We start from the raw sequence: 25592 nt of genomic DNA, 5'->3' as shown, positions 1-25592 counted from the left end.
TGCGCAGGAAAAACAACTCGCCGGTCCTCGCACCGGCACCACTGGAGACGGGCATGGATCTCAACTATTCGGCGTCCGACAACGCCTTCCGACAGGAAGTGCGTAGCTGGCTGGAAGCCAACCTGCCGGCGGCAATCCGCGAAAAGGTACTCAACCACCGCCGCCCCAACCGCGATGACCTCGTGACCTGGCACAAGCTCCTGGCCGGCAAGGGCTGGTCGGCTCCGCACTGGCCGGTCGAGTTCGGCGGCACGGGCTGGAACGCCACGCAACGCCATATATGGGACGAGGAAAATGCCCGCGTCGGCGCGCCCGGCGTGCTGCCGTTTGGCGTGGCGATGGTGGCGCCGGTGATCATGAAGTACGGCAACGCCGAGCAGAAGTCCTACTACCTGCCCCGAATCCTCGATTGCACCGACTGGTGGTGCCAGGGCTATTCCGAGCCGGGCTCCGGCTCCGACCTGGCCTCGCTGAAGACGCGCGCCGAGCTGACCTCGGACGGCAAGCACTACATCGTCAATGGCCAGAAGACCTGGACCACGCTCGGCCAGCATGCCGACATGATCTTCTGCCTGGTCCGCACCGATCCGGAAGCCAAGAAGCAGGAGGGCATCTCGTTCCTGCTGATCGACATGAAGACGCCGGGCATCACCGTGCGTCCGATCATCATGCTCGACGAAGAGCACGAAGTGAACGAGGTCTTCTTCGACAACGTGAAGGTGCCGGTGGAAAACCGCGTCGGCGAGGAGAACCGCGGCTGGACGTACGCCAAGTACCTGCTGGGCCATGAGCGTACCGGCATCGCCCGCGTGGGCAATTCCAAGCGGGAACTGGGCTTCCTGAAGCGCGTGGCGCGCCAGCAGGAGAAGAACGGCAAGCCGCTGCTGGAAGATCCGGTGTTCGGCGCCAAGGTGGCCGCGCTGGAAATCGAGCTGATGGCGCTGGAGCTGACCGTGCTGCGCGTGGTGTCGAGCGAAGCCGCCGGCAAGGGCCCCGGCCCCGAGGCCTCGATGCTCAAGATCAAGGGCACCGAGATCCAGCAGATGCTGACCGAACTGATGGTGGAGGCCGTCGGCCCGTATGCGCAGCCGTTCGATCCGGCCTACCTCGAGTGCGAACACGAGCATGCCGTGACCGGCTTCGACGACGCCGCACCGCTGGCCGCGTACTACTTCAACTATCGCAAGACCTCCATCTACGGCGGGTCCAACGAAATTCAGAAGAACATCATCAGCCAGATGATTCTGGGGCTGTGAGGAGACACGCAACATGAACTTCAATCTCAGCGACGAACAGAAGCAACTGGCCGACGCCGTCCGCCGCTTCATCGACAAGAGCTACGACTTCGAGTCCCGCAAGAAGAACGTCAAGGCCGAAGGCGGCTACGGCGCCGCCGCGTGGGGGGCACTGGTCGAACTCGGCCTGACCGCGCTGCCGGTCCCGGAAGCGCAGGGCGGTTTCTCGGGCACGGCCATCGACATGATGGTGGTGCAGCAGGAACTGGGCCGCGGCCTGGTCGTGGAGCCGTACTTCGCCACCGTGGTGGCCGCGCACGCGCTGAAGCTGGCCGGTGGCCAGGACGCATTGCTGGAGCAGGTGGCCGGCGGTGAAGTGAAGCTGGCCACGGCGTTCAACGAGCCGCAGGCACGCTATGAACTGAACAACGTGCGCGTGACCGCCAAGGGTGGCAAGCTCAATGGCCGCAAGGTTGTCGTCATCCACGGCGCGCAGGCCGACAAGCTCGTCGTGTCGGCGCGCACCAGCGGTGCCGAATCCGACCAGAATGGCATCTCGCTGTACCTGGTCGATACCAAGGGTGCCGGCGTGACGGTGAAGGACTACCGCACGATCGACAACCTGCGCGCCGCGGACGTGTCCTTCCAGGACGCGCCGGCCACGCTGCTCGGCACGGAAGGCAAGGGCTGGGACGTGCTGGAAGCCACGGCCGACTACGCCGCGGTACTGCTATGCGCGGAAGCCGTTGGCGTGATCGACACGCTGAACGCCGCCACGCTGGAGTATGCGAAGACCCGCCAGCAGTTCGGCGTGCCCATCGCGCGCTTCCAGGCGTTGCAGCACCGCATGGTGGAGATGTTTATCCACGCCGAGCAGTCGCGCTCGATCACGCTGCTGGCCGCCGCCAAGTTCGAGGAATCGACCCCCGAGGAGCGTCGCCGCTACGTGTCCGCCGCCAAGGCGCGCGTGGGTCAGGCGGCCCGCGCGGTAGGCCAGGAAGCCGTGCAGATCCACGGCGGCATGGGCGTGACCGACGAACTGCCGGCCGCGCATATGTTCAAGCGGCTCACGCTGATCAACACGACGTTTGGCGACGTGGACCACCATCTGGGACGTTTCGCCAGCCAGCCGGGCTTCCAGGAAGCCGCCTGAGCGATATGCAGGACTGAAACCGCGCCGTCATTCGAGGCGCGGTTTTTTGTTTTTTGGGCCACGGACATTCACGGAGCAATCATGTCCAAAATGTATTTCGAGGATTACGTCGTCGGCGGCGAGCATCCGCTCGGCAGCTATACCGTCACCGAGGAAGAAATCGTCAGCTTCGCAAGCCAGTACGACCCCCAGCCGTTCCACATCGACAAGGAAGCGGCCAGCAAGAGCATCTACGGCGGGCTGATCTCCAGCGGCTGGATGACTTGCGCCATCATGATGAAGCTGCTGGTGAAGTCGATGGGCGACCGGTCGAGCAGCATGGGATCGCCGGGCGTGGACGAGGTCCGCTGGATCAAGCCGGTCTATGCCGGCGACACGCTGACCGCGGTGCTGAAGATCCTGGAGACGCGTCCGTCGACCTCCAAGCCGGATCGCGGCGTGGTGATGACGCAATGGCAGGCCACCAACCAGCGCGGCGAACTGGTCTGCACGGTCAAGGGCATGGGCATGTACGCCCGCCGTCCCGCCTGAGCGTCGCCGCCCAAGCCTTGCGGCGGGTGATTGGCGGCAACTCCCTGCGGCAGTTCTTTTGCCGCGGTTCTCTTGCGACAATCCCATGCAGCCATCGGACAACCAACCAGAAAAACGAGGAGACAACATGCGCACCATCGCATCGCTGGAAGAGCTGGAAAGCCTCCAGGGACAGGAAGTGGCAGTCAGCGACTGGGTCGAGATCACGCAGCAGCAGGTCAACCTGTTTGCCGAGGCCACCGGCGACCACCAGTGGATCCATGTGGACGTGGAGCGCGCCAGGCGGGAGTCGCCGTTCGGCGCTCCGGTGGCACACGGTTTCCTGACGCTGTCGCTGCTGCCGCAGTTCATGCAGAACGCCATTCATATGGAAGGCGTGAAGATGGGCGTCAACTACGGCCTGAACCGCGTCCGCTTCACCTCGCCGGTGCCGGTGGGCAGCCGCCTGCGTGCCCGCGTCAAGCTGCTCAAGGTCGAGCGGCTGGAGCCGCTGCCGAACGCGCCGACGCTGGTCGGTGCGCAGTCGACCTGGGAGGTCACTGTCGAGCGAGAGGGCAGTGACCGGCCGGTCTGCGTGGCGGAATCGATCAGCCGACGCTACTCCTGATCGCCTGCGCGATCGGAAAAATCTGGGGGCCGCGAGAACGCGGCCCTTATATTTTGTCCACTCATTTCGATAGAAGACAGTCTCATCACGACGTGACTGTTTCCTGCCTGCGACACTCAATTACATTGTCCGGTTTTCAGAACAGTGTTTCCGTTGTGTCTGGGTTTACCCCTAATGTTGCGTTGCGGTACAGTCGCGCCCACGATGTTTGAAGTCATGCGATATCCGCTCAAAGACCGTTTTCGCTGCGCTGGCGAGAGGGTTGGAACAGGTGGATATGGCAAGGGCATCGTGACACAACGCTTTCCCGGTGGCTGCTCCGAACCGGGATCGTTCGCAGTTCAGGCAGTCGGTTACCTCAGCGCACGCACCGCCCCCTACGGCGCCCGCGCACGCAGTCGTCAGTTGCTGTCCAGCCGCGTTCATGGCGTTGCCCGGCCGCATGGTCCGCAGGCGCTTGCATCGCCCCTCCGCAACGCCAGCTTTGGACACGTCCTCCGGTTTTTCCCAGCCCAGCCAGCCTATTGCCTTGTGCAGCAGGCGGTGAAGCCGCGCCTGTGTTCCGGGTGCGGCCCAACCAGACCGTCGTGACATGAAAAAACCCATAATGCCGCGCTGGACGCGGTTCCTGCCTTGCCTTGGCTTGCTGTTGCTGGCCGGCTGTAACCTGACCGTGATGGACCCGAAGGGTCAGATCGGCGTCGACATCAAGGGCATCATTCTGATTGCCACCTGGTTGATGCTGCTGGTCGTCGTCCCCGTGATCGTCCTGACGCTGGTGTTTGCGTGGAAGTATCGCGCCAGCAATACGTCCGCCGCCTACGACCCGGACTGGTCGCACTCCACCAAGATCGAAGTCGTGGTCTGGATGATCCCCTGCCTGATCATCATTGCCCTGGGCATCATCACCTGGAAGTCCTCGCACGACCTGGACCCCTACAAGCCGCTGGAATCCAACGTCAAGCCGATCACCGTGGAAGCGGTGGCGATGAACTGGAAGTGGCTGTTCATCTATCCGGAACTGAAGATCGCGACGGTCAACCAGCTCGCGCTGCCGGTGAACACGCCGGTGAACTTCAAGATCACCTCGGATTCGATCATGAATTCGTTCTTCATCCCGCAACTGGGCAGCCAGGTTTACGCCATGGCCGGGATGGAAACCAAGCTGCACCTCATCGCCAACGAAGCCGGCACGTATGACGGCATGTCCGCCAACTACAGCGGCGGCGGCTTCTCGGGCATGAAGTTCAAGGCGATGGCCATGTCGAACTTCGATTTCGACGCCTGGGTTGCCAAGGTGCGCGCCTCCGAACGCCAGCTCGCCGCCGCGGACTACAAGGTCCTGGCCAAGCCGAGCGAAGCGGAGCCGGTGACCTTCTTCGGCAAGGTCGAAGACGGCCTGTACACCGGCATCCTGCATCAGTACATGGGCCACGACGGCCGTGCACTCGCCCGCGAAGGTTTCGATGGCGGCCCGATCTGCACGTCGCGTAACACGCTCGGCGACGAGCGTGTCTCCATGGCCACGCCGGCCAAGCCGGCGCTGGGCGCGCAATCCTAGGAGCAATGATGTTTGGCAAATTGAGTTTGTCGGCGATTCCGTTTCATGAGCCGATCATCATGATCACACTGAGCTGCGTGGCCCTTGGCGGGCTGGCGCTGTTCGCTGCGATCACGTATTTCAAGAAGTGGAACTACCTGTGGAGCGAGTGGATTACGTCCGTCGACCACAAGAAGATCGGCGTGATGTACTCGCTGGTCGCCCTGATCATGCTGCTGCGCGGCTTTGCCGACGCCATCATGATGCGTACGCAGCTGGCTGTGGCCACCAACGGCAGCACCGGCTTCCTGCCGCCCGAGCACTATGACCAGGTGTTCACGGCCCACGGCGTGATCATGATCTTCTTCGTGGCCATGCCGCTGATGACGGGCCTGATGAACCTCGTGGTGCCGCTGCAGATCGGCGCGCGCGACGTGGCCTTCCCGTTCCTGAACACGCTGAGTTTCTGGCTGTTCGTGGCTGGCGCCCTGCTGGTCAACGTCTCGCTCGGCGTCGGCGAATTCGCCCGCACCGGCTGGCTGGCCTACCCGCCGCTGTCCGGCCTGGACTTCAGCCCGGGCGTAGGGGTGGACTACTACCTCTGGTCCTTGCAGATCTCGGGGTTGGGCACGCTGCTGACCGGCGTGAACTTCCTGGTGACCATCCTGCGTATGCGCGCCCCGGGCATGACCCTGATGCGCATGCCGGTGTTCACCTGGACCGTGCTGTGCACCAACGTGCTGATCGTGGCCGCCTTCCCGGTGCTGACCGTGTCGCTGGCACTGCTGGGCCTGGACCGCTACCTCGACATGCACTTCTTTACGAACGATGGCGGCGGTAACGCCATGATGTACGTGAACCTGATCTGGATCTGGGGCCACCCCGAGGTGTACATCCTGATCCTGCCGGCGTTCGGTATCTTCTCGGAGATCATCGCCACGTTCTCGGGCAAGAAGCTGTTCGGCTACAAGTCGATGGTGTACGCGACCTCCGCCATCATGGTGCTGTCGTTCCTCGTGTGGCTGCACCACTTCTTCACGATGGGCTCCGGCGCCAACGTGAACGCGTTCTTCGGCATCACGACCATGATCATCTCCATCCCGACCGGGGTGAAGATCTTCAACTGGCTGTTCACCATGTACCGCGGCCGCGTGCAATTCACGTCGCCGGTGCTGTGGACGCTGGGCTTCATGATCACCTTCGTGATCGGCGGCATGACCGGCGTGCTGATGGCCGTGCCGGCCGCTGACTTCGTGCTGCACAACAGCCTGTTCCTGATCGCCCACTTCCACAACGTGATTATCGGTGGCGTGCTGTTTGGCTACCTGGCCGGCGTGACCTACTGGTGGCCGAAGGCGTTTGGCTTCAAGCTGGACGAGCGTCTGGGCAAGTGCGCCTTCTGGTGCTGGCTGGTTGGTTTCTACTTCGCGTTCATGCCGCTGTACGTGCTGGGCCTGATGGGCATGACCCGTCGCCTGAACCACACGGACAACCCGGCCTGGACCCCGTTCCTGCACCTTGCCGTGGTCGGTGTCGTGTTCATCGCCATGGGCATTGTGTTCCAGGTGCTGCAGATCGTCGTGTCGATCCGCAACCGCGAGAAGCTGGCCGACGTGACTGGCGACCCGTGGGGTGGCCGCACGCTGGAATGGGCCACGTCTTCGCCGCCCGCGTTCTACAACTTCGCGCACACCCCGGTGGTGCGTGACCTGGACGCGTTTGCCGACATGAAGGCCCGTGGCGAGAAGGTCCGCACGGATGGCTTCGAGCAGATCCACATGCCGAAGAACACCGCAGCCGGCTTCTACATCGGCGCCTTCAGCCTGGTGCTCGGCTTTGCCCTGGTCTGGCACATCTGGTGGCTTGCCGCCGTGGGCCTGGTTGGCATGGTGGTGTCGTTCATCTTCCGCGCCAACGACGACCATATCGACTACTACGTGCCGGCCGCCCAGGTCGAGCAGATCGAAACGCGCCAACTGCAGCGCATTGCTTCGCAGGCCTGATGACCATGTCGACTGAAGTCCTTGATCGTTTTGGGGCGCAAGCCCCCGCGCACGCGCACTCGCATGACGAGGCGCACGACCACGCGCATCACGACACCAGCGAGAACACCATTTTTGGTTTCTGGCTGTACCTGATGAGCGACTGCATCTTGTTCGCGTGCCTGTTCGCCGCCTACGCCGTCCTGCGCGGCGAAGTGGCGGGCGGCCCGTCGGGCAAGGAGCTGTTCGAGCTCAACTACGTGCTGGTCGAGACGTTCATCCTGCTGTTCTCGTCCATCACGTACGGTTTCGCGATGATCTCGCTGCAGAACCGGCAGAAGGGTCGCGTGCTGTTCTGGCTCACCGTGACGTTCCTGCTGGGCGCCGCGTTCATGGGGATGGAACTGAACGAGTTCGCCCACCTGATCCACGAAGGCGCCGGCCCGAGCCGCAGCGCGTTCCTGTCGTCGTTCTTCACGCTGGTCGGCACTCACGGCCTGCACGTGGCGAGCGGCATGGTGTGGATGCTGGTCCTGATGTGGCAGCTGAACAAGAAGGGCATGACCCCGGTCATGGCCAAGCGCCTGAACTGCCTCAGCCTGTTCTGGCACTTCCTGGACGTGGTCTGGATCGGCGTGTTCACCGTGGTCTACCTGATGGGGGCAATGTAAATGGCACAGCAACACGCAACGGCCGCTCACGGCGAGTCGCACGGCCACAGCAGCGTCAAGTCCTATGTGATCGGCTTCATCCTGGCCGTGATCCTGACCGTGATCCCGTTCAAGATCGTGATGGACGGCACCATGGACCGCGGCACGATGCTCTGGATCATCCTCGGCATGGCCGTGGTGCAGATCGTCGTGCATCTGAAGTACTTCCTGCATATGGATGGATCGAAGGGGCAGCGCTCGAACGTCATGGCGTTCCTGTTCACCCTGCTGATCCTGTTCATCGTGCTGGCCGGTTCGCTCTGGATCATGCACAACATGAACGCCAACATGATGCCGGTGATGACGAAGTAAGCGTCTCCTGACATCGGAAGAACGGGACCCTCGGGTCCCGGTTTTTATTGTCCGCGGTGCGTGATGCACTGCAGCGCGGCACCGGGCGCCGGCCTGGCGCCCTCCGGACGGCCGTCCCGGCGCGCCGCCTCCGCCGGCCTGCACTCATTTGCGCCGATGCACGATGCCGGTGCGTGGCTGCCCGGCAAGTGCCGGCACCACCATGGTGCGCGCGCGTCTCTCCCATTCCGATTTGTCACTTGCCAGCCGCCCTGCGCCTTGCGCGCGAGTGCCGGCAGCCAAGGCATGCCCATGGCACGCTAGTTGCAGAAGCATCACCCGGGGTGCGTAGTCCCTAATCACACACGACAAACTGGGAGCTGCAATGAAACGACGTGACATGCTGAAGCTGTCGGCGGTAGCCGCCGCGGCGATGATCGGTACCAGCCCGCTGGCGATGGCGCAGTCCAAGGAACCGATCAAGATCGGCATCCTGCATTCGCTGTCCGGCACGATGGCCATCTCCGAGACCTCGCTCAAGGACGTGGCGCTGATGACGATCGACGAGATCAACAAGAGCGGTGGCGTCCTGGGCCGCAAGCTCGTGCCCGTTGTCGTGGACCCCGCTTCCAACTGGCCGCTGTTCGCCGAGAAGGCCCGCCAACTGGTCACGCAGGACAAGGTGGCCGTCACGTTCGGTTGCTGGACGTCCGTGTCGCGCAAGTCGGTGCTGCCGGTCTACGAGGAACTGAACTCGCTGCTGTTCTACCCGGTGCAGTATGAAGGCGAGGAAATGTCCAAGAACGTCTTCTACACCGGTGCGGCGCCGAACCAGCAGGCCATTCCGGCCGTGGAATACCTGATGAGCAAGGAAGGCGGCGGCGCCAAGCGCTTCTACCTCCTGGGCACGGACTACGTCTATCCGCGCACCACCAACAAGATCCTGCGCGCGTTCCTGAAGAGCAAGGGCGTGGCCGACAAGGACATCGAAGAGGTCTACACCCCGTTTGGCCACAGCGACTACCAGACCATCGTCGCGAACATCAAGAAGTTCTCGCAGGGCGGCAAGACGGCTGTGATCTCGACGATCAACGGCGACTCCAACGTGCCGTTCTACAAGGAACTGGGCAACGCCGGCCTGAAGGCCAAGGACGTGCCGGTGGTGGCGTTCTCCGTGGGTGAGGAAGAACTGCGCGGCATCGACACCAAGCCGCTGGTGGGCCACCTGGCCGCCTGGAACTACTTCATGTCGGTGAAGAGCCCGGAGAACGACGCGTTCAAGAAGCAATGGGCGGCATGGGTCAAGGCCAACAACCTGCCCGGCGGCGACAAGCGCGTGACGAACGATCCGATGGAAGCCACCTACGTCGGCATCCACATGTGGGCACAAGCCGTGAAGAAGGCAGGTACGACGGATACCGACAAGGTTCGCGCCGCGATGTACGGTCAGACCTTCAAGTCGCCGGACGGCTTCACCCTGACGATGGGCGAGAACCATCACCTCTACAAGCCGGTGATGATCGGCGAAGTGAAGGCCGACGGCCAGTTCTCGGTGGTGTGGAAGACGCCGAAGCCCGTGCGTGCCCAGCCGTGGAGCCCGTTCATCGCGGGCAACGAGGGCAAGCCCGACAAGGTGATGTAAGACGGGGCGCCCACCGGGCGCCGGGGGCTGGCAAAGCCGGCCCTTGCTTCATTCACCGGCCTCTCTCCCGCGTGCGGGGGAGGGGCGCGGACGATCGGCAGCCCACTTGCCGAAGCCAACAAGACGCGACCCATCGCGCCATCGACTCCTGCCAGCCCTATGTACCGATCCTTACCGTTGTCCGCCGTGCCATGGCTGCGTGCCATGCTGGCCGCATTGCTGCTGGCGGCCGCGCCGCTGTGGGCCGCCACGTCGCTCACGCAGGCCGATCTCAAGCCATTGGCGGAAGACGATTTCGACGCCAAGACCGCCGCGCTGACCGCGCTCACCCAGGCGCCCGCGGAGCAATCCGGCCCGATCCTGAAGGCGCTGCAGGACGACGCGCTGCAATACGCGCCGTCCGTGGGCATGGTGCGCCAGGAAGGCGACAAGACCGTCGACGCGATCACTGGCAAGCCCGTGACCGTCAAGGCGGACGAGCTCGAGTCGCTGACCCTGAACAACAGCCTGCGGGCCATCGTCGACAGCGCCGCGAGCAGCCTGCAGCTGCAGTCGCCGGACATCGCCGTGCGTACCCAGGCCATCGGCACGCTGTTCGAGCAACCCGAAAATGCCTCGCGCGATGCCGTGGAAGCCGCGCGCAAGGCGGAGGCCGACGCCGGCCTGCGCGCGCGGCTCGACGTGATCTGGGCCAACACGGTGCTGGCGCAGGGCACCGAGGCCACGCACGACGCGCGGCTCGAAGCCATCCACATCCTCGGCCACGACAGCAATCCGCAGAGCCGCCAGAAGCTGATGCCGCTGCTGGAGCGCGATGAAGCGGGCAAGTTCCGGGAGGCCGATGCGGAGGTCCGCGCCGCCGCACAGCAAGCCATTGACGCGATGCGGGGCGACCAGCGCCGCGCCGAGCTGCTGGGCAACCTGTTCGCCGGGCTGAGCCTGGGCAGCGTGCTGCTGCTGGCCGCACTGGGTCTCGCCATCACCTATGGCCTGATCGGCGTCATCAACATGGCGCACGGCGAATTCCTGATGATCGGCGCCTATGCCACGTATGTGGTGCAGACGCTGTTCCGCGCCTACGCGCCCAACGCATTCGACTGGTACCTGCTGGCTGCGCTACCGGCCTCGTTCCTGGCGGCCGGCATCGTCGGCTTCGCGCTGGAACGCATCGTCCTGCGGCACCTGTACGGGCGTCCGCTGGAAACGTTGCTGGCGACGTTCGGTATCAGCCTGCTGCTGATGCAGGCGGTGCGCACGATCTTCGGCGCACAGAATGTCGAAGTGGCCAATCCGGCGTGGATGAGCGGCGGCGTGGCGGCGATGGCCGGGCTGGTGATCCCGTACAACCGCATTGTCATCATCCTGTTCGCGCTGGCCGTGGTGGCCGTGGCGTGGGCCGTGCTCAACCGTACGCGCCTGGGCCTGTTCGTGCGCGCCACCACGCAAAACCGCACCATGGCGGCCTGCGTGGGCGTGCGCACGTGGAAGGTGGACAGCTACGCCTTCGCGTTCGGCGCGGGCATTGCGGGGCTGGGCGGCTGCGCGCTGTCGCAGATCGGCAATGTGGGCCCGGACCTCGGCCAGGCGTACATCATCGACTCGTTCATGGTGGTGGTGCTGGGCGGCGTGGGCCAGCTGGCGGGCACCATCGTCGGCGCGTTCGGCCTCGGCATCATCAACAAGTTCATCGAGCCGTTCTACGGCGCGGTGCTCGCCAAGATCTTTGTGCTGGTGCTGATCGTGCTCTTCATCCAGAAGCGCCCGCAGGGACTTTTCGCGCTCAAAGGGCGCAGCGCGGAGGCATGAGATGAGCAGCTTTCAATCGAAATCGGCCAAGGGCGCACCGTTCAGGCTGTCGGTGCCGGAGCGCCAGCCGCTGTTCTCGCGCCGCACATGGCTGGCGCTGGTGGTACTGACGGTGGTCATCGCCATCGGCGTGCCGGTCTGCGCGCTGTGGATTCCCGAAGGCCATCCGCTGCATTTGTCGGCGTACGCGCTGACGCTGGTTGGCAAGATCATGTGCTTTGCGCTGGCGGCCATCGCGCTGGACCTGGTCTGGGGCTATTGCGGCATCCTGAGCCTCGGTCACGGCCTGTTCTTCGCGCTGGGCGGCTATGCGATGGGCATGTACCTGATGCGGTCGATCGGCCGCGAGGGCGTATACAAGAGCGATCTGCCCGACTTCATGGTGTTCCTCGACTGGAAGGAACTGCCGTGGTTCTGGCACGGCACCGAGCACCTGCCGTACGCGATGCTGCTGATCGTGCTGGTGCCGGGCGTGCTGGCGTGGTTGTTCGGCTTCTTTGCGTTCCGCTCGCGCATCAAGGGCGTCTACCTGTCGATCATCACGCAGGCCATGACCTACGCCGCGATGCTGCTGTTCTTCCGCAATGAAACCGGCTTCGGTGGCAACAATGGTTTCACGGATTTCAAGCGCATCGCCGGCTTTGCGATTGCCGCGCCGCAGACGCGCGCGGCGCTGTTCGTGCTGACGTTCATCGCGCTGCTGGCCGGCTTCATTGCGTGCCGGTACATCGTGACGTCCAAGCTTGGCCGAGTGGTGACCGCCGTGCGCGACGCGGAGATGCGCGTGATGTTCTCCGGATACAACCCGCTTGGCTACAAGCTGTTCGTGTGGACGTTCTCGGCTGTGCTGTGCGGCATTGCCGGCGCGCTCTATGTGCCGCAGGTCGGCATCATCAACCCGGGCGAGATGTCGCCGGCCAACTCGATTGAAATGGCGGTGTGGGTGGCCGTGGGTGGCCGCGGCACGCTGATCGGACCGATCGTCGGGGCTTTCCTGGTCAACGGCGCCAAGACGATGTTCACCGCGTACTTTGCCGAATACTGGCTGTTCCTGCTGGGCGCGATGTTCGTGCTGGTCACGCTGTACCTGCCAGATGGCGTGGTGGGTCTGTGGCGTCGCCTGCGCGGCAACCGCACGGCGGCGGAGAAAATCCAGGCGGCCTCGGCCGAGCCGGTGGCGCCGCCCGCCGTGGCGCCGCATCAAGGGAGCGAAGCATGAACGCCGCACTGGGTGCACAACAGGCAGAAAGCGGCAATGCCACGGGCCTGGGCCGATTCGTCGAGCCCGGCGTGATCGACGTCTCGCACGGACCGATCCTCTACCTGGAAGACCTGACCGTGCAGTTCGACGGCTTTCGCGCGCTGAACAAGCTGACACTGTCGATCGATCATGGCGAGCTGCGCTGCGTGATCGGCCCCAACGGTGCCGGCAAGACCACGATGATGGACGTCATCACGGGCAAGACCGGGCCGCGCAATGCCAACGTCAGTGGGCGCGTGTTCCTGGGGCAGACCATCGACCTGATGCGCATGACGGAACCCCGCATCGCGCAAACCGGCATCGGCCGCAAGTTCCAGAAGCCCACCGTCTTTGAACAACATGCGGTCTGGGAAAACCTGGAGCTGGCGATGAAGACCGACAAGCGCTGGTGGTCGTCGCTGCGCGCGCGGCTGACGGGCGAGGGCCATCGCCGCATCGAGGAAACGCTGGCGCTGACGGGGCTCGAGGACGAGGCCTATCGTCCGGCGGGGCTGTTGTCGCACGGCCAGAAGCAACGACTCGAGATCGGCATGCTGCTGATGCAGCAGCCGCAGCTGTTGCTGCTGGATGAGCCGGTGGCGGGGATGACCGACGAAGAGACGATGCAGCTGGCCGGCCTGCTGAACAGCCTGCGCGGCAGTTGCTCGATGATGGTGGTGGAGCACGACATGGAATTCGTGGCGGCCCTGGCCGGCGATGCAGGCAAGGTGACGGTGCTGGCCGAAGGCAGTGTGCTGGCCGAGGGCACGCTCGATGCCGTCAAGCGCGATGAGCGCGTGATCGAATCCTATCTGGGAAGATAACGATGCTGCAGGTCAAAGCACTGAACCAGTTCTACGGCGGCAGTCACATCCTGCGCGACGTCTCCTTCGAGGTGCCGCACGGCAAGCTCACCACGCTGCTGGGGCGCAACGGCGTGGGCAAGAGCACGCTGCTCAAATGCCTGATGGGCGTGGTGCCCACGCGTAGCGGCAGCGTCAGCTGGGACGGCCGCGCGCTGGAGAAGAAGGCGCCCTACGAGCGCGTATCGGCGGGCCTCGCCTACGTGCCGCAGGGGCGCGAGATCTTCCCGCGCCTGACCGTCGAGGAAAACCTGCTGATCGGCGCCGCCAGCCGCGCGCGGCCCAACGGCGTGCCGGACCGGATCTACCAGCTGTTTCCCGTATTGCGCACGATGCGCCAGCGCCGTGGCGGCGACCTGTCGGGCGGCCAGCAGCAACAGCTGGCTATCGGCCGCGCGCTGATGAGCGAGCCGCAACTGCTGATCCTGGACGAGCCGACGGAAGGCATCCAGCCGTCGATCATCCAGGACATCGGCCGTGCGCTGCGGCTGCTGGTCGACGAATTCGGCATGACGGTGCTGCTGGTGGAGCAGTACTACGAATTCGCGCGGCATCTGGCCGATCACTATGTCGTCATGAGCCGTGGCGAGGTGGTGGCCCGGGGCGAGGGCGCGAGCATGGAGCAGGACGGCGTGCGGGAACTGATCGCGGTCTGACGGCGCCTAGCGACCGCCAGATCACCTTTCGGTGCCGGCGGTCGCGCGCTATGATGGCTGCATCGATTGCCGACATCGGGCCTGCCGCGGCGCGCCCGCTCTTGCCGGCTCTTGCTCGCCTTTGCCCGCTTTTTTGCCCCACTCGCCCCCGCGGCTTGCCACCACCCATGCGTCATCCGGATTTCCCATCATCGCTCGCCATGCCCGCCGCATGGCACGCCAGCCTGCGCCTGCGCTTTGCCGCGCGTGCCGGGCGCACCGCCATGGTGGAGCGCCGCCATCAGGGCCCGCTGCTGGTGCAGAAGCCGCTGTACCCGGAAGGCGATATCTGCCACGTGGTGGTGCTGCATCCGCCTGCCGGCGTGGCGGGTGGCGACGTGCTCGATATCGACATCGCGGTGGCATCCGGCGCGCATGCGGTACTGGCCACGCCGGGGGCCACCAAGTGGTACAAGTCGCTGGGCCGCGAAGCCGCGCAGCAGGTGCGGATCGATGTGGCCGAGGGCGCGAAGCTGGACTGGCTGCCGCAGGAGAACATCGTGTTCGACGATGCGCGTGCGCGTATCGCCACGGATGTGGTGGTGGCGCCGGGCGGCAGTGCGATCGGCTGGGATGCCGTCGTGCTGGGCCGGCAGGCATCGGGCGAGCGATGGGCCAGCGGCGCGCTGTGGCTCGATACGCGCATCGCCGATGGCGATCGCGCATTGTGGATCGAGCAATCGCATTTCGATGCCGCCTCGCCGCTGCGTACCGCGGTGTCCGGCATGGATGGGCTGCATATCCTCGGCACGCTCTGGGCCGTGGGGCAGGGCGCCACGCCGGCGCTGGCCGAATCGCTCGCCGAACGCCTGCCCTACGCTGCCGACCTGCGCGCCGGCGTGACCTGTCTGGCTGCGCGTGGCACTTCGCATGATCAACCGCCGGGCCAGTCGATGCTGCTGCTGCGCGTGCTGGGCCGCCAGATGGAAGCGGTGCGGCAAGTGATGGTCGATAGCTGGACCGCCCTGCGCGAGCCCATCCACGGCGTGCCGGCGCGGCCGCTGCGACTGTGGTCGACCTGACAACGATACGAAAGACAACAAGGAAGCCAACGATGGAACTGACGCCGCGCGAGAAAGACAAGCTGCTGATCTTCACCGCCGCACTGCTGGCCGAACGCCGCCGCGCACGCGGGCTCAAGCTCAACTATCCGGAAGCCGTCGCGCTGATTACCGCCGCCATCATGGAGGGCGCGCGCGATGGCCGCACCGTGGCCGAACTGATGCACGAAGGCACCACGGTGCTGACGCGCGAGGACGTCATGGAAGGCGTGGCCGAGCTGATCCCCGAGATCCAGGTGGAAGCCACCTTCCCGGACGGCACCAAGCTTGTCACCGTCCATCACCCGATCGTCTGATATCTCAACCGCCAACAACACCAAGAGGGCCCCAATGTCCCGATCCAATCGAGCCAACCGAGCCAATCGAGCCAGCCGCTTCCTCCGATCCTGGCGCGCGCGCCTGGCCGCGGGCGCCAGCCTGTCGCTGGCCACCGCTTCGGCCTTTGCCCACCCCGGTCACGATGCCGCGACCGTCGGCGCCAGCCTGTGGGCCGGCCTGCTGCATCCGTTCACCGGCACCGACCACCTGCTGGCGATGGCTGCCGTGGGTGTGTGGAGCGCGATGGCCACGTCGTCGCGCGATACGTTCGGGCACGGAGCGCCGTCGAAGGCCGATCTGCTGCGCCTGCCGCTGGCCTTCGTGGCGATGATGCTCGTTGGCGCCGCGCTCGGCCTTGCCGGGGTGGCGCTGCCGGCCGTGGAGCCGATGATCGCCGTGTCGCTGCTGGTGATCGGCCTGCTGGTGGCGGCCCGTGCGCGCCTGTCGGCCGTGGCCGGCATGGCCATCGTCGGCGGCTTTGCGCTGTTCCACGGCTATGCGCACGGCGCCGAGTTGCCGGCGACGGCGGCCGCCATGCCGGCGGTGCTGGCCTATGTGGGCGGGTTTGCCGTGGCGACGATGACGCTGCATGGGCTGGGCATCGGCGCGGGCATGTTCCTGCGTCGCCATGCCGGCTGGGTGGCCCGCGTGGCCGGAGCGGGCGTGGCGCTGTATGGCGTGGGCCTGATGGTCGCCTGATCGCAAGGAGCATGGTGATGATTCCCGGTGAACTGATGCCGCTGGACGGCGAAATCGAACTGAACGCGGGGCGCCCCACGGTCAGCGTGACGGTGGCCAACACGGGCGACCGTCCGGTGCAGGTGGGTTCGCATTTCCACTTCTACGAGACCAACGCCGCGCTCGACTTCGATCGCGAGGCGGCGCGCGGCTTCCGGCTCGACATCGCCGCCGGCACCGCCGTGCGATTCGAACCTGGCCAGTCGCGCACGGTGCAACTGGTGGCGCTGGATGGCGACCGCATCGTCTACGGCTTCAACGGCAAGATCATGGGAGCGCTGTGATGAGCGTGAAAATCTCCAGGCAGGCTTATGCCGAGATGTTCGGCCCGACCACCGGTGACCGCGTGCGGCTGGCCGACACGGGCCTCGTGATCGAAGTCGAGCGGGACTTCACGATCTATGGCGAGGAGGTCAAGTTCGGCGGCGGCAAGGTGATCCGCGACGGCATGGGCCAGAGCCAGCGCATGGCGAAGGACTGCGTCGACACGGTCATCACCAACGCGCTGATCGTCGACCACTGGGGCATCGTCAAGGCCGACATCGGGCTCAAGGCGGGGCGCATCGCGTCGATCGGCAAGGCCGGCAATCCGGACATCCAGCCTGGCGTGACGATCGTCGTGGGGCCGGGCACCGAGGTGATCGCCGGCGAAGGCATGATCGTCACGGCGGGCGGCATCGACAGCCACATCCACTTCATCTGCCCGCAACAGATCGAAGAGGCGCTGATGAGTGGCGTGACCACGATGATCGGCGGTGGCACGGGCCCGGCCACCGGCACCTTTGCCACGACCGTGACGCCGGGGCCGTGGTACATGGAGCGCATGCTGCAGGCGGCCGACGCCTATCCGATGAATATCGGCTTCCTGGGCAAGGGCAACGCCAGCCAGGCCGGCCCGCTGACGGAGCAGGTGGAGGCCGGCGCGATCGGGCTGAAGCTGCACGAGGATTGGGGCACGACGCCGCAGGCCATCGATACCTGCCTCTCCGTGGCCGATGCCACCGATACGCAGGTGGCGATCCACACCGACACCCTTAACGAGGGCGGCTTCGTCGAAGCGACGATTGCCGCGTTCAAGGGCCGCACGATCCATACCTATCACACGGAAGGGGCGGGCGGCGGCCACGCGCCGGACATCATCAAGGTTTGTGGCGAAGCCAACGTGCTGCCATCGTCGACCAATCCCACGCGCCCGTACACGGTGAACACGCTGGACGAGCACCTGGACATGCTGATGGTCTGCCATCACCTGGACCCGGCGATCGCGGAAGACATCGCGTTTGCGGAATCGCGCATTCGTCGCGAGACCATCGCCGCCGAGGACATCCTGCATGACCTGGGCGCGTTCTCGATGATCTCGAGCGATTCGCAGGCCATGGGCCGCGTGGGCGAAGTCATCATCCGCACGTGGCAGACGGCGCACAAGATGGCGGCGCAACGCGGCAAGCTACCCGGCGATCCGCACGATGCGCGCGGCGGGCACGACAACTTCCGCGTGAAACGCTATATCGCCAAATACACGATCAATCCGGCGCTGACGCATGGCATCGCGCACGAGGTGGGATCGATCGAAGTGGGCAAGTGGGCGGACCTGGTGCTGTGGAAGCCGGCCTTCTTCGGCGTGAAGCCCAGCCTGATCCTGAAGGGCGGCATGATCGCCGCGGCGGCAATGGGCGATCCGAACGCATCGATCCCGACGCCGCAACCGGTGCACTATCGCCCGATGTTCGCGTCGGCCGGCGGCGCGCTGCCGCGGTCGTCGCTGACGTTTGTCTCGCAGGCAGCACTGGCGGCGGGCGTGGGTGACCGGTATGGGCTGGCCAAGACGCTCTCGGCGGTGCGCGGCACGCGGACCGTCAGCAAGCGGGACATGGTGCACAATGACTGGCAACCGCACGTCACGGTGGATCCGGAGACCTACCAGGTGGTGGCCGACGGCCAGTTGCTGATGTGCGAACCGGCCACCGTGCTGCCGATGGCGCAGCGTTACTTCCTGTTCTGACCCGTGATCAAGATCGACAAACACCTCCCCGCGCCGCACGGCATTGCACCGGTCCTGGTGCGCCGCGCGCCCAAGCTCGTCCTGCCATTTGGCGACCGCAGCAAGAGCCGCCTGCGTGCGGTACTGGACAACGGCACCGAGGCGGCGCTGTTCCTGCCGCGCGGCACCGTGCTGCGCGGCGGCGATCTGCTAGTGGCGGAAGATGGCGCCTTCGTCGAGGTCCAGGCGGCCGCGGAATCGGTGTTGCAGGTCACGGCGGCGGATGGACTGGCCCTGATGCGCGCCGCCTATCATCTGGGCAATCGGCATACCCCGGTGGAAGTGGGGCGCGACTACCTGCGGCTGGAATACGACGCGGTGCTGGCGGACATGCTGGCCCGGCTGGGCGTGAATGCCGAGCGCGCCGAGCTGCCCTTCGAGCCGGAGGCGGGGGCCTATGGTGGCGGTCACAAGCATGGCCACGATGCGACGTTCGCCGAGGACTACGCGGCCGCGCAGGCAGTGTTTCACGAGCATCACGGGGAGTCGCACGCGCACGCGCACGGGCATTCCCATGCGCGCGGCCACTCGCATTCCCATGGTTATGACCACGACCACGAGCATGACCACGACCATGGCCACGATCACGTGCATGACGAGCACTGTGGTCACAAGCACTGATGGCGTGATCGCATGACCGGGTTGCCCCAACTCATCTCGCTGCTGCACCTTGCCTCGCCGGCATTGCCGATTGGCGGGTTCAGCTATTCGCAGGGGCTGGAAGCGGCAATCGATTGCGGGCTGGTCAGCGATGCCACCAGCGCCGAGCGCTGGATCCGCGACAACCTGATCCACGTGCAGTCCCAGTGCGAAGCGCCGGTCTGGCTGCTGCTCCATCGTGCGTGGAAATCGAACGACATGGCCAGCGTGCGCCGATGGAATGACTGGTTCCACGCCACGCGCGAGACGGCCGAGATGCGGCTGGAGACCGAGCAGATGGGCTGGTCGCTCGCAAAGCTGGTGGGCCAGATGGCGTGGGGCGATGACGCGCAACGCGCCGCGCTGGCAAGCCTGTCGCCTGTCTGCCTGCCGACGGCGTTTGCCGCCGCGTGCGTGGCGCTGGACATCGATGCGCGCGACGGACTGGCGGCCTATGCCTTCAACTGGGCGGAGAACCAGGTCGCGGCGGCCATCAAGGCCGTGCCGCTCGGCCAGGTGGCCGGCCAGCATATCCTGCGCGGGCTGCATCGGGCCGTGCTCGATGCCGTCGACGAAGCCGCGCGCCGCGCCGACGCGCAGCCGCCGCAGATTTCCACGTTTTCCCCGATGCTGGGGCTGCTGTCCGCACGGCACGAGACACAGTACTCCCGGTTGTTCCGATCCTGAATCCGAATCCGATCATGACCCAGGCCCGTACCAAGAAGAATCCCCCGCTGCGCGTTGGCGTCGGTGGCCCCGTAGGCTCCGGCAAGACCACGCTGCTGGAGATGCTGTGCAAGGCGATGCGCGACCGCTACGACCTCGTCGCCATCACCAACGACATCTACACCAAGGAAGACCAGCGCCTGCTGACGATCTCGGGCGCACTGCCCGCGGAGCGCATCATGGGTGTGGAAACTGGCGGCTGCCCGCACACGGCGATCCGCGAGGATGCATCGATCAACCTCGAAGCCGTGGACCGCATGCTGGCGAAGTTTCCGGATGCCGACGTGGTGTTCATCGAATCGGGCGGCGACAATCTCGCCGCCACGTTCAGCCCGGAATTGTCCGACCTGACCATCTACGTGATCGATGTGGCCGGCGGGGAGAAGATTCCGCGCAAGGGCGGCCCGGGTATCACCAAATCCGACCTGCTGGTCATCAACAAGACGGACCTGGCGCCTTACGTGGGCGCATCGCTGGAAATCATGGAGAGCGACGCCCGCAAGATGCGTGGCGAGCGGCCGTTCGTGATGGGTAGCGTGAAATCGGGGCAGGGCCTGGAACAGGTGATCGCCTTCATCGAGCGCCAGGGGATGCTCAACGTCTGAGTCGGTTTGAGTTGTCTGAGTCGGCCCGGCTTGCCCTGGCCGATCGGCTCTGGCGAATCTTTGGCGGATCGGCTGACGCTTCAGGCGAGTCGGAAGCATCCGTACGCGCAAAAGACGACACGCAAAAGACGACACGCAAAAGACAAAGGCGCCGCAAGGGCGCCCCAAACAAAAAACCCGCGGGATCAACGCGGGTTTTTCTTTGCCAGTGCGCGGGCGACGCCCGCCACCACATCCTGTTCGAAATCGCTCAGCTCCGCCATGTAGCGCATGGTTGCCTGCACGGCGGGCGATGATTCGGAATGAAACGGCGAACGCGGCGCTTCGACGGTCGTGGCGGATTCGTGCTGCGAGAAGTTCAGCATCTCCGGCGGAGCAACGCCGAGCGTGTCAGCAAGCGTACAAATGTTATAAAGCGCAACATTTCGCGTGCCGCGTTCGATGCCGCTGAGGTACGATCTCGCCAGACCGCTTTCCAGCGACAGCGCTTCCTGCGACCAGCCGCGCTGCTTGCGCAACCAGGTCAGATGTCGCCCGAACAGCTTGAGTGGGTCGCCTGTCATATGCTGCTGAGTGGATTTTAAGTCGCTCGAGCCTAAGGGTTTGACCTGAGCGTCACGACAACTTATAGTTCGTCGTTCTATCGGTGCCAGATCCACATCTTAAGGGATGCACCCGCGCAAGGGTGCGGCACGATGGCATGTACCGGGCGGCGAATAGCCGTACCGAAACGGGGCTAGCGCGCAATACGTGGTCGGGCGGAAAACCGCACCGGGCCGCCAATGCGCATTCCGGGACCATTTGCGTCCCATGCTCTGTTTTGGGGGAATGCCATGCAGATTTTCTCGTTTTCCGATGCCCAGATGCGCGGTGCAATGCCGCCACACCCGTCCACCCCGGATCTGCGCGTCGGCTTCCAGCTTTGTGTCATTCCGGCAACGGCCGGACTGGGTCATACCTGCGACTACGTTTTCCTGCGTGCCGGCGACTTGCAGCCGACGTTCGTTACCGGCCGCCCGGAATGGTGGGCCTGCCTGCGCGGCGGCGTGCGCATCCTGGCGGGCGACCGCGAACTGGCGCTGCTCGGCGGCGGCGACGTTCACACCCCGGCGCCGGCGCATCCCGTCGAGATGCAGGCGGTGCTGGACAGCATCCTGGTGCGCGCCGTGCCCCGGGCCGACGGGGCGGCTGGCGTGGTCGACTTTGTCGAGATCGCGCCGGGTGAGCCGGACTGGGCGCAACAACTGCAGGCGCGCGGGCTGATGTGGGCGGTCTGCCATCGTGGCGCGCTGTGCCTGCAGTGGCGCCCATCGCGCCCGGGCGCCGAAGTTCATACCGCTTACCTGCAACCCGGCATGGCCTTCGCGCCGGACTCCCACGACGACTTTTGCATCGATGCCCTGATGCCCGGCGCGGGACTGCTCTGCTGTACGCGCATGGCCGTGGCGCAAGCGGAAACGCCGACACGGTTGCATGTGCCTGGCGGCGAGCCGCCGATGGCGCCGGTGTCCGATGTGTCCGATGCGTCCGATGCGTCCGATGCGTCCATCGTCGGCGCCGATGTCAGCGCGCCCCTGATGCTGACGGAGGCCGCGGCCTGAGCCGTGCATGGCGTGGCGCACTGAATCGCGCACTGCGCCACGCACCGGCTCGCGCCCGGCGCCAGTTCAGCGGCGCTGGTACTGCGTGGCGCCGAACAGGATCTCGCGTTCCTTGTCGGACTGCAGCGGCTTGCGTTCCTTGGCCAGGACTTCGACGCCCCGCTTTACCGCGGGGCGCTCGGCGATTTCATTGAACCAGCGCTTGAGGTGCGGGTAGTCGTCCAGTTCCACGCCCTGGTTCTGCCAGCTGCGCAGCCACGGGAACGTGGCGATATCGGCCACGCTGTAGCTGTCACCCGCCAGCCATGCATGCTTCGACAACTGCTTGTCGATCACGCCGTACAGGCGCTTCGCCTCGTTGGTGTAGCGGTTGACGGCGTACTCGATCTTTTCCGGCGCGTAGATGCGGAAGTGGTGGGCCTGACCGAGCATCGGGCCCACGCCGCCCATCTGGAACATCAGCCATTGCAGGGCATCGTACTTGCCGCGCACATCGTCGGGCAGGAACTTGCCGGTCTTGCCGGCCAGATACAGCAGGATCGCGCCGGATTCGAACAGCGAGATCGGCTGGCCATCCGGGCCGTCGCTGTCGACGATCGCCGGAATCTTGTTGTTGGGGCTGATCTTGAGGAAGTCCTCGCCGAACTGGTCGCCAGCGCCGATGTTGATCGGATGGACCTTGTACTCGAGGCCGCACTCCTCGAGCATGATGTGAACCTTGTGGCCGTTGGGGGTGGCCCAGGTATAGACGTCGATCATGAGAGAGCGCTCTCCTGGCTGCAATCAAACGGTGGAATAAGTGACATCGTGGCCGTGGCGATATATCGATGCATCGGAAGACGATGCGCGACCGATGTGCGACACGGCAGACCGAGCGATTAGAGCACAGAAGAAAGAAGCCTGCAGAAGCGAAGAACGCGCAGGCTGGCTGCGCGTTCCTTGCTTGTTTCCCCGCCGCTTTTTCGTCGTTTCCCTTGTTGGCAGCAGGGATAAAAGCCCCTGCCGCCGGGCGGGTCAGGCGGAGTCAGACCCCGGGCGCGGGCCCGGTAGTCGGGCCCACATCCGACCGGGATCGGACGGGCTGACCATCACGAGCCGCGCGTCACCGGCATCTCGATGCTTTCCGGGTTCAGGCTCATGTGCTTGGCCAGCTCCAGCTTGGCGACGGCATTGCGGTGCACCTCGTCCGGACCATCGGCCAGGCGCAGCGTGCGCTGGTGCGCCCACCAGTTGGCCAGCGGGAAGTCGCCGGAAACGCCAGCGGCGCCGTGTACCTGGATCGCCCAGTCGATCACGCGCAGCGCCACATTCGGTGCCACCACCTTGATCATCGCGATCTCGGCCTTGGCCACCTTGTTGCCCACGGTATCCATCATGTAGGCCGCCTTCAGCGTCAGCAGGCGGGCCATCTCGATATCGCAACGGGCTTCCGCGATGCGTTCCTGCGTCACACCCTGGCGGGCGATCTGCTTGCCGAACGCCACACGTTCCAGGCTGCGCTTGCACATCAGTTCCAGCGCCCGCTCCGCCACGCCGATGCTGCGCATGCAGTGGTGGATGCGGCCCGGCCCCAGGCGGCCTTGCGCGATCTCGAAGCCGCGGCCTTCGCCCAGCAGCAGGTTGCTGGCCGGTACGCGCACGTTCTTGAGTTCGATTTCCATGTGGCCGTGCGGCGCGTCGTCGTAGCCGAACACGGGCAGGAAGCGCTTGATGGTGATGCCTGGCGTGTCGGCCGGCACCACGATCATCGATTGCTGTTCATGGCGGCCCGCGTCCGGATTGGTCTTGCCCATCACAATGTAGACCTTGCAGCGCGGATCGCCCGCGCCCGACGACCACCACTTGGTGCCGTTGATCACGTAATGATCGCCATCGCGCTCGATGCGGCAGCGGATGTTGGTGGCGTCCGACGAGGCCACGTCCGGCTCGGTCATCAGGAAGGCGGAGCGGATCTCGCCGCGCAGCAGCGGCTCCAGCCACTGGTCCTTCAGTGCCTCGGATGCATAGCGCTCCAGCGTCTCCATGTTGCCGGTATCCGGCGCGGCGCAGTTGAATACCTCGGCCGACCAGGGCACCCGGCCCATGATCTCGCACATCGGCGCGTACTCGAGGTTCGACAAGCCTTCGGGGGCACGCTTCGAACGCGGCAGGAACAGGTTCCACAGGCCGGCTTCGCGCGCCAGCGGCTTCAGTTCCTCGATGACCTTGGTCGGGATCCACGGGTTGCCAGCCTCGCGATTGGCCTGGATTTCCGCGTAGAAGCGCTTCTCGTTCGGATAGATGTGCTGGTCGAAGAACGCCAGCAGCCTGGCCTGCATTTCCTTGACCTTGGGCGTGTATTCGAAGTGCATGGAGTCTCCTCGGTTCCCTCTTGGGTGACGCCGGCATCGCGTGGATCCGGCGGAAAAGGCGGGGCACGGCGTGCCGACTGGTGGCTACTCTAGCGGAAGCCAGGTAATAAGAAAAATGAATTTTCTGGATTTGTCAGTATCAATGTCCTGCATTCCGTGCCAGAATGCCCGGCATGCAGCTATCCCGGATCGACCTCAACCTCTTCGTGGTGTTTGACGCCATCTACAGCGAGGGCAGCATCACCGCCGCGGCACGTCAGCTCAACCTGACGCAGCCCGCCGTCAGCCATGCGCTCGGACGGTTGCGCACGCTGTTCGACGATCCGCTGTTCGAACGGCGCGGCCAGGGCATGGCGCCCACGCCGCTGGCCCGATCGCTGGCGAGCGAGGTTCGCGGCGCGCTGCAATCGTTCGCGCGCACGCTGCAGGATACGCCGCACTTCGACCCCACCGCCACCACACGGCGCTTCACCATCGGCATGCGCGATGCGCTGGAATCCACGCTGCTGCCGCCGCTGATGGCGCGTGTGACGGCCATGGCGCCGCATGTGGAAATCGCCGCGATCCGCTTTGACCGGCGGGAGATGGAGTCGGAGTTGCTGGCCGGCACGCTCGATGCCGCCATCGACATCCTGCTGCCGGTTTCGCCAGCCATCCACCATGCGGCGTTCATGTCCGACCCGATGGTGGTGCTGGCGCGGCGCGATCATCCGCTCGTCAAGAAGGAACTCACGCTCGAACGCTACCTGGCGGCCGAGCACCTGCATGTGTCCTCGCGCCGCCGCGGGGCGGGGCTGGAGGACCAGGCGCTGCATCGCATGGGTCTGACGCGCCGCGTGCGGCTGCGCTGCCAGCATTACGCCGCGGCCTGCCGCGTGGTGAGCTGCACGGACCTGCTGGCCACGCTGCCGCTGCGCTACGCGCGCATCGCCAACGAGCCCTATGCCAATCGCCTGCTGTCGTTGCCATTCAAGGTGCCGTCGCTGGAGCTGCACCTGTACTGGCACGCGGGCGGCGAGAACGATGGCGCCAACCGCTGGCTGCGCGAGCAGCTGATGGCCGTGATGACGTCCCTCGGCAATGGCATGACGGATGTGACGGCGGACACGGCCTGACGCTGTTTGCCGGCGGCCCGTGCAGCGCGCGCGGGTCACACGTAAGCCATTGTTAGCGGGCTGGACGATGGGTGGCGGGCTCCCTAACATCGTCCCGTTCCA

General features: G+C 65.2%; 26 protein-coding genes. 23 read left to right on the top strand and 3 right to left on the bottom strand.

Annotation, left to right across the window (positions count from 1 at the left end; all coding sequences use genetic code 11):
• Positions 1-53 precede the first annotated feature (53 nt).
• The 21 genes from BLR29_RS20090 to ureG all read left to right on the top strand — a co-directional run bounded on the left by BLR29_RS20090 (position 54) and on the right by ureG (position 20423).
• The gene (locus BLR29_RS20090; protein WP_092138807.1) at positions 54-1256 is read left to right on the top strand and encodes an acyl-CoA dehydrogenase family protein; all 1203 of its coding nucleotides are present in this window, start codon (positions 54-56) and stop codon (positions 1254-1256) included.
• A 13-nt stretch (positions 1257-1269) separates the two neighbouring features.
• Entirely contained in the window at positions 1270-2388 is a 1119-nt protein-coding gene (locus tag BLR29_RS20085; protein WP_092138805.1) for an acyl-CoA dehydrogenase family protein, read from the top strand.
• Between the two features lie 81 nt (positions 2389-2469).
• A complete protein-coding gene (locus BLR29_RS20080; protein ID WP_092138803.1) occupies positions 2470-2919 on the top strand; it encodes a MaoC family dehydratase in 450 nt (149 codons plus the stop codon).
• Between the two features lie 127 nt (positions 2920-3046).
• On the top strand, positions 3047-3526 hold the full coding sequence (locus BLR29_RS20075) for a MaoC family dehydratase (RefSeq protein WP_092138801.1): 480 nt from the start codon (positions 3047-3049) through the stop codon (positions 3524-3526).
• Between the two features lie 592 nt (positions 3527-4118).
• Positions 4119-5087, top strand: a complete 969-nt coding sequence (gene cyoA / locus BLR29_RS20070) for a ubiquinol oxidase subunit II (protein ID WP_092138799.1) — start codon at positions 4119-4121, stop codon at positions 5085-5087.
• A gap of 8 nt (positions 5088-5095) precedes the next feature.
• Positions 5096-7069 (top strand): cytochrome o ubiquinol oxidase subunit I, encoded by a 1974-nt coding sequence (cyoB, locus tag BLR29_RS20065; protein ID WP_092138797.1) that lies wholly within the window; start codon positions 5096-5098, stop codon positions 7067-7069.
• A 5-nt stretch (positions 7070-7074) separates the two neighbouring features.
• Positions 7075-7719, top strand: coding sequence for a cytochrome o ubiquinol oxidase subunit III (cyoC, locus tag BLR29_RS20060; RefSeq protein WP_092139160.1), 645 nt, complete (start codon positions 7075-7077; stop codon positions 7717-7719).
• Complete coding sequence (cyoD, locus tag BLR29_RS20055; RefSeq protein WP_092138795.1) at positions 7720-8070, top strand: cytochrome o ubiquinol oxidase subunit IV; 351 nt, start codon at positions 7720-7722, stop codon at positions 8068-8070.
• 364 nt (positions 8071-8434) lie between these two features.
• On the top strand, positions 8435-9691 hold the full coding sequence (gene urtA, locus BLR29_RS20050; RefSeq protein WP_092138793.1) for an urea ABC transporter substrate-binding protein: 1257 nt from the start codon (positions 8435-8437) through the stop codon (positions 9689-9691).
• Positions 9692-9850: 159 nt separating this feature from the next.
• Complete coding sequence (gene urtB / locus BLR29_RS20045) at positions 9851-11497, top strand: urea ABC transporter permease subunit UrtB (RefSeq protein ID WP_092138791.1); 1647 nt, start codon at positions 9851-9853, stop codon at positions 11495-11497.
• Position 11498: 1 nt separating this feature from the next.
• Positions 11499-12716, top strand: a complete 1218-nt coding sequence (urtC, locus tag BLR29_RS20040) for an urea ABC transporter permease subunit UrtC (protein ID WP_092138789.1) — start codon at positions 11499-11501, stop codon at positions 12714-12716.
• Complete coding sequence (urtD, locus tag BLR29_RS20035) at positions 12713-13561, top strand: urea ABC transporter ATP-binding protein UrtD (RefSeq protein WP_092138787.1); 849 nt, start codon at positions 12713-12715, stop codon at positions 13559-13561. Before urtC ends, urtD begins: the two co-directional genes overlap by 4 nt.
• A 2-nt stretch (positions 13562-13563) precedes the next feature.
• Positions 13564-14256, top strand: a complete 693-nt coding sequence (gene urtE / locus BLR29_RS20030) for an urea ABC transporter ATP-binding subunit UrtE (protein ID WP_092138785.1) — start codon at positions 13564-13566, stop codon at positions 14254-14256.
• A 167-nt stretch (positions 14257-14423) separates the two neighbouring features.
• Positions 14424-15317: an urease accessory protein UreD gene (locus BLR29_RS20025; protein ID WP_176861004.1), complete on the top strand. Its 894-nt coding sequence runs from the start codon at positions 14424-14426 to the stop codon at positions 15315-15317.
• Positions 15318-15349: 32 nt separating this feature from the next.
• Positions 15350-15652: an urease subunit gamma gene (locus BLR29_RS20020; RefSeq protein WP_035868631.1), complete on the top strand. Its 303-nt coding sequence runs from the start codon at positions 15350-15352 to the stop codon at positions 15650-15652.
• 34 nt (positions 15653-15686) lie between these two features.
• Positions 15687-16373 carry a HupE/UreJ family protein gene (locus BLR29_RS20015; RefSeq protein WP_092138782.1) on the top strand — a complete coding sequence of 229 codons (687 nt, stop codon included), beginning with the start codon at positions 15687-15689 and terminating at the stop codon, positions 16371-16373.
• Positions 16374-16390: 17 nt separating this feature from the next.
• On the top strand, positions 16391-16696 hold the full coding sequence (locus BLR29_RS20010) for an urease subunit beta (protein ID WP_092138780.1): 306 nt from the start codon (positions 16391-16393) through the stop codon (positions 16694-16696).
• Positions 16696-18414, top strand: a complete 1719-nt coding sequence (gene ureC, locus BLR29_RS20005; protein WP_092138778.1) for an urease subunit alpha — start codon at positions 16696-16698, stop codon at positions 18412-18414. Before BLR29_RS20010 ends, ureC begins: the two co-directional genes overlap by 1 nt.
• 3 nt (positions 18415-18417) lie before the next feature.
• Positions 18418-19074, top strand: coding sequence for an urease accessory protein UreE (gene ureE / locus BLR29_RS20000; protein ID WP_092138776.1), 657 nt, complete (start codon positions 18418-18420; stop codon positions 19072-19074).
• 12 nt (positions 19075-19086) lie between these two features.
• Positions 19087-19779: an urease accessory protein UreF gene (locus BLR29_RS19995; RefSeq protein WP_092138774.1), complete on the top strand. Its 693-nt coding sequence runs from the start codon at positions 19087-19089 to the stop codon at positions 19777-19779.
• A 14-nt stretch (positions 19780-19793) separates the two neighbouring features.
• Positions 19794-20423: an urease accessory protein UreG gene (gene ureG / locus BLR29_RS19990; RefSeq protein ID WP_092138773.1), complete on the top strand. Its 630-nt coding sequence runs from the start codon at positions 19794-19796 to the stop codon at positions 20421-20423.
• 185 nt (positions 20424-20608) lie between these two features.
• Here ureG and BLR29_RS19985 read toward each other — a convergent pair whose 3' ends face one another.
• Positions 20609-20986: a helix-turn-helix domain-containing protein gene (locus BLR29_RS19985; protein WP_092138771.1), complete on the bottom strand. Its 378-nt coding sequence runs from the start codon at positions 20984-20986 to the stop codon at positions 20609-20611.
• Positions 20987-21256: 270 nt separating this feature from the next.
• On the opposite strand from BLR29_RS19985, the gene BLR29_RS19980 reads away from it, so the two are divergent.
• Positions 21257-22024 (top strand): hypothetical protein, encoded by a 768-nt coding sequence (locus BLR29_RS19980; protein ID WP_176861003.1) that lies wholly within the window; start codon positions 21257-21259, stop codon positions 22022-22024.
• Positions 22025-22090: 66 nt separating this feature from the next.
• On the opposite strand, the gene BLR29_RS19975 is transcribed toward BLR29_RS19980, so the two are convergent.
• Positions 22091-22783: a glutathione binding-like protein gene (locus BLR29_RS19975; RefSeq protein WP_092138770.1), complete on the bottom strand. Its 693-nt coding sequence runs from the start codon at positions 22781-22783 to the stop codon at positions 22091-22093.
• Positions 22784-23112: 329 nt separating this feature from the next.
• Entirely contained in the window at positions 23113-24375 is a 1263-nt protein-coding gene (locus tag BLR29_RS19970; protein WP_092138769.1) for an acyl-CoA dehydrogenase family protein, read from the bottom strand.
• 173 nt (positions 24376-24548) lie between these two features.
• On the opposite strand from BLR29_RS19970, the gene BLR29_RS19965 reads away from it, so the two are divergent.
• Positions 24549-25490, top strand: a complete 942-nt coding sequence (locus tag BLR29_RS19965) for a LysR family transcriptional regulator (protein WP_092139158.1) — start codon at positions 24549-24551, stop codon at positions 25488-25490.
• Positions 25491-25592: the final 102 nt, after the last annotated feature.

The organism is Cupriavidus sp. YR651 (assembly GCF_900101625.1).
Taxonomy (GTDB): Bacteria; Pseudomonadota; Gammaproteobacteria; order Burkholderiales; family Burkholderiaceae; genus Cupriavidus.
The sequence above is the reverse complement of the archived record's forward strand: the minus strand, read 5'-3'. Positions and strand labels throughout refer to the sequence as shown.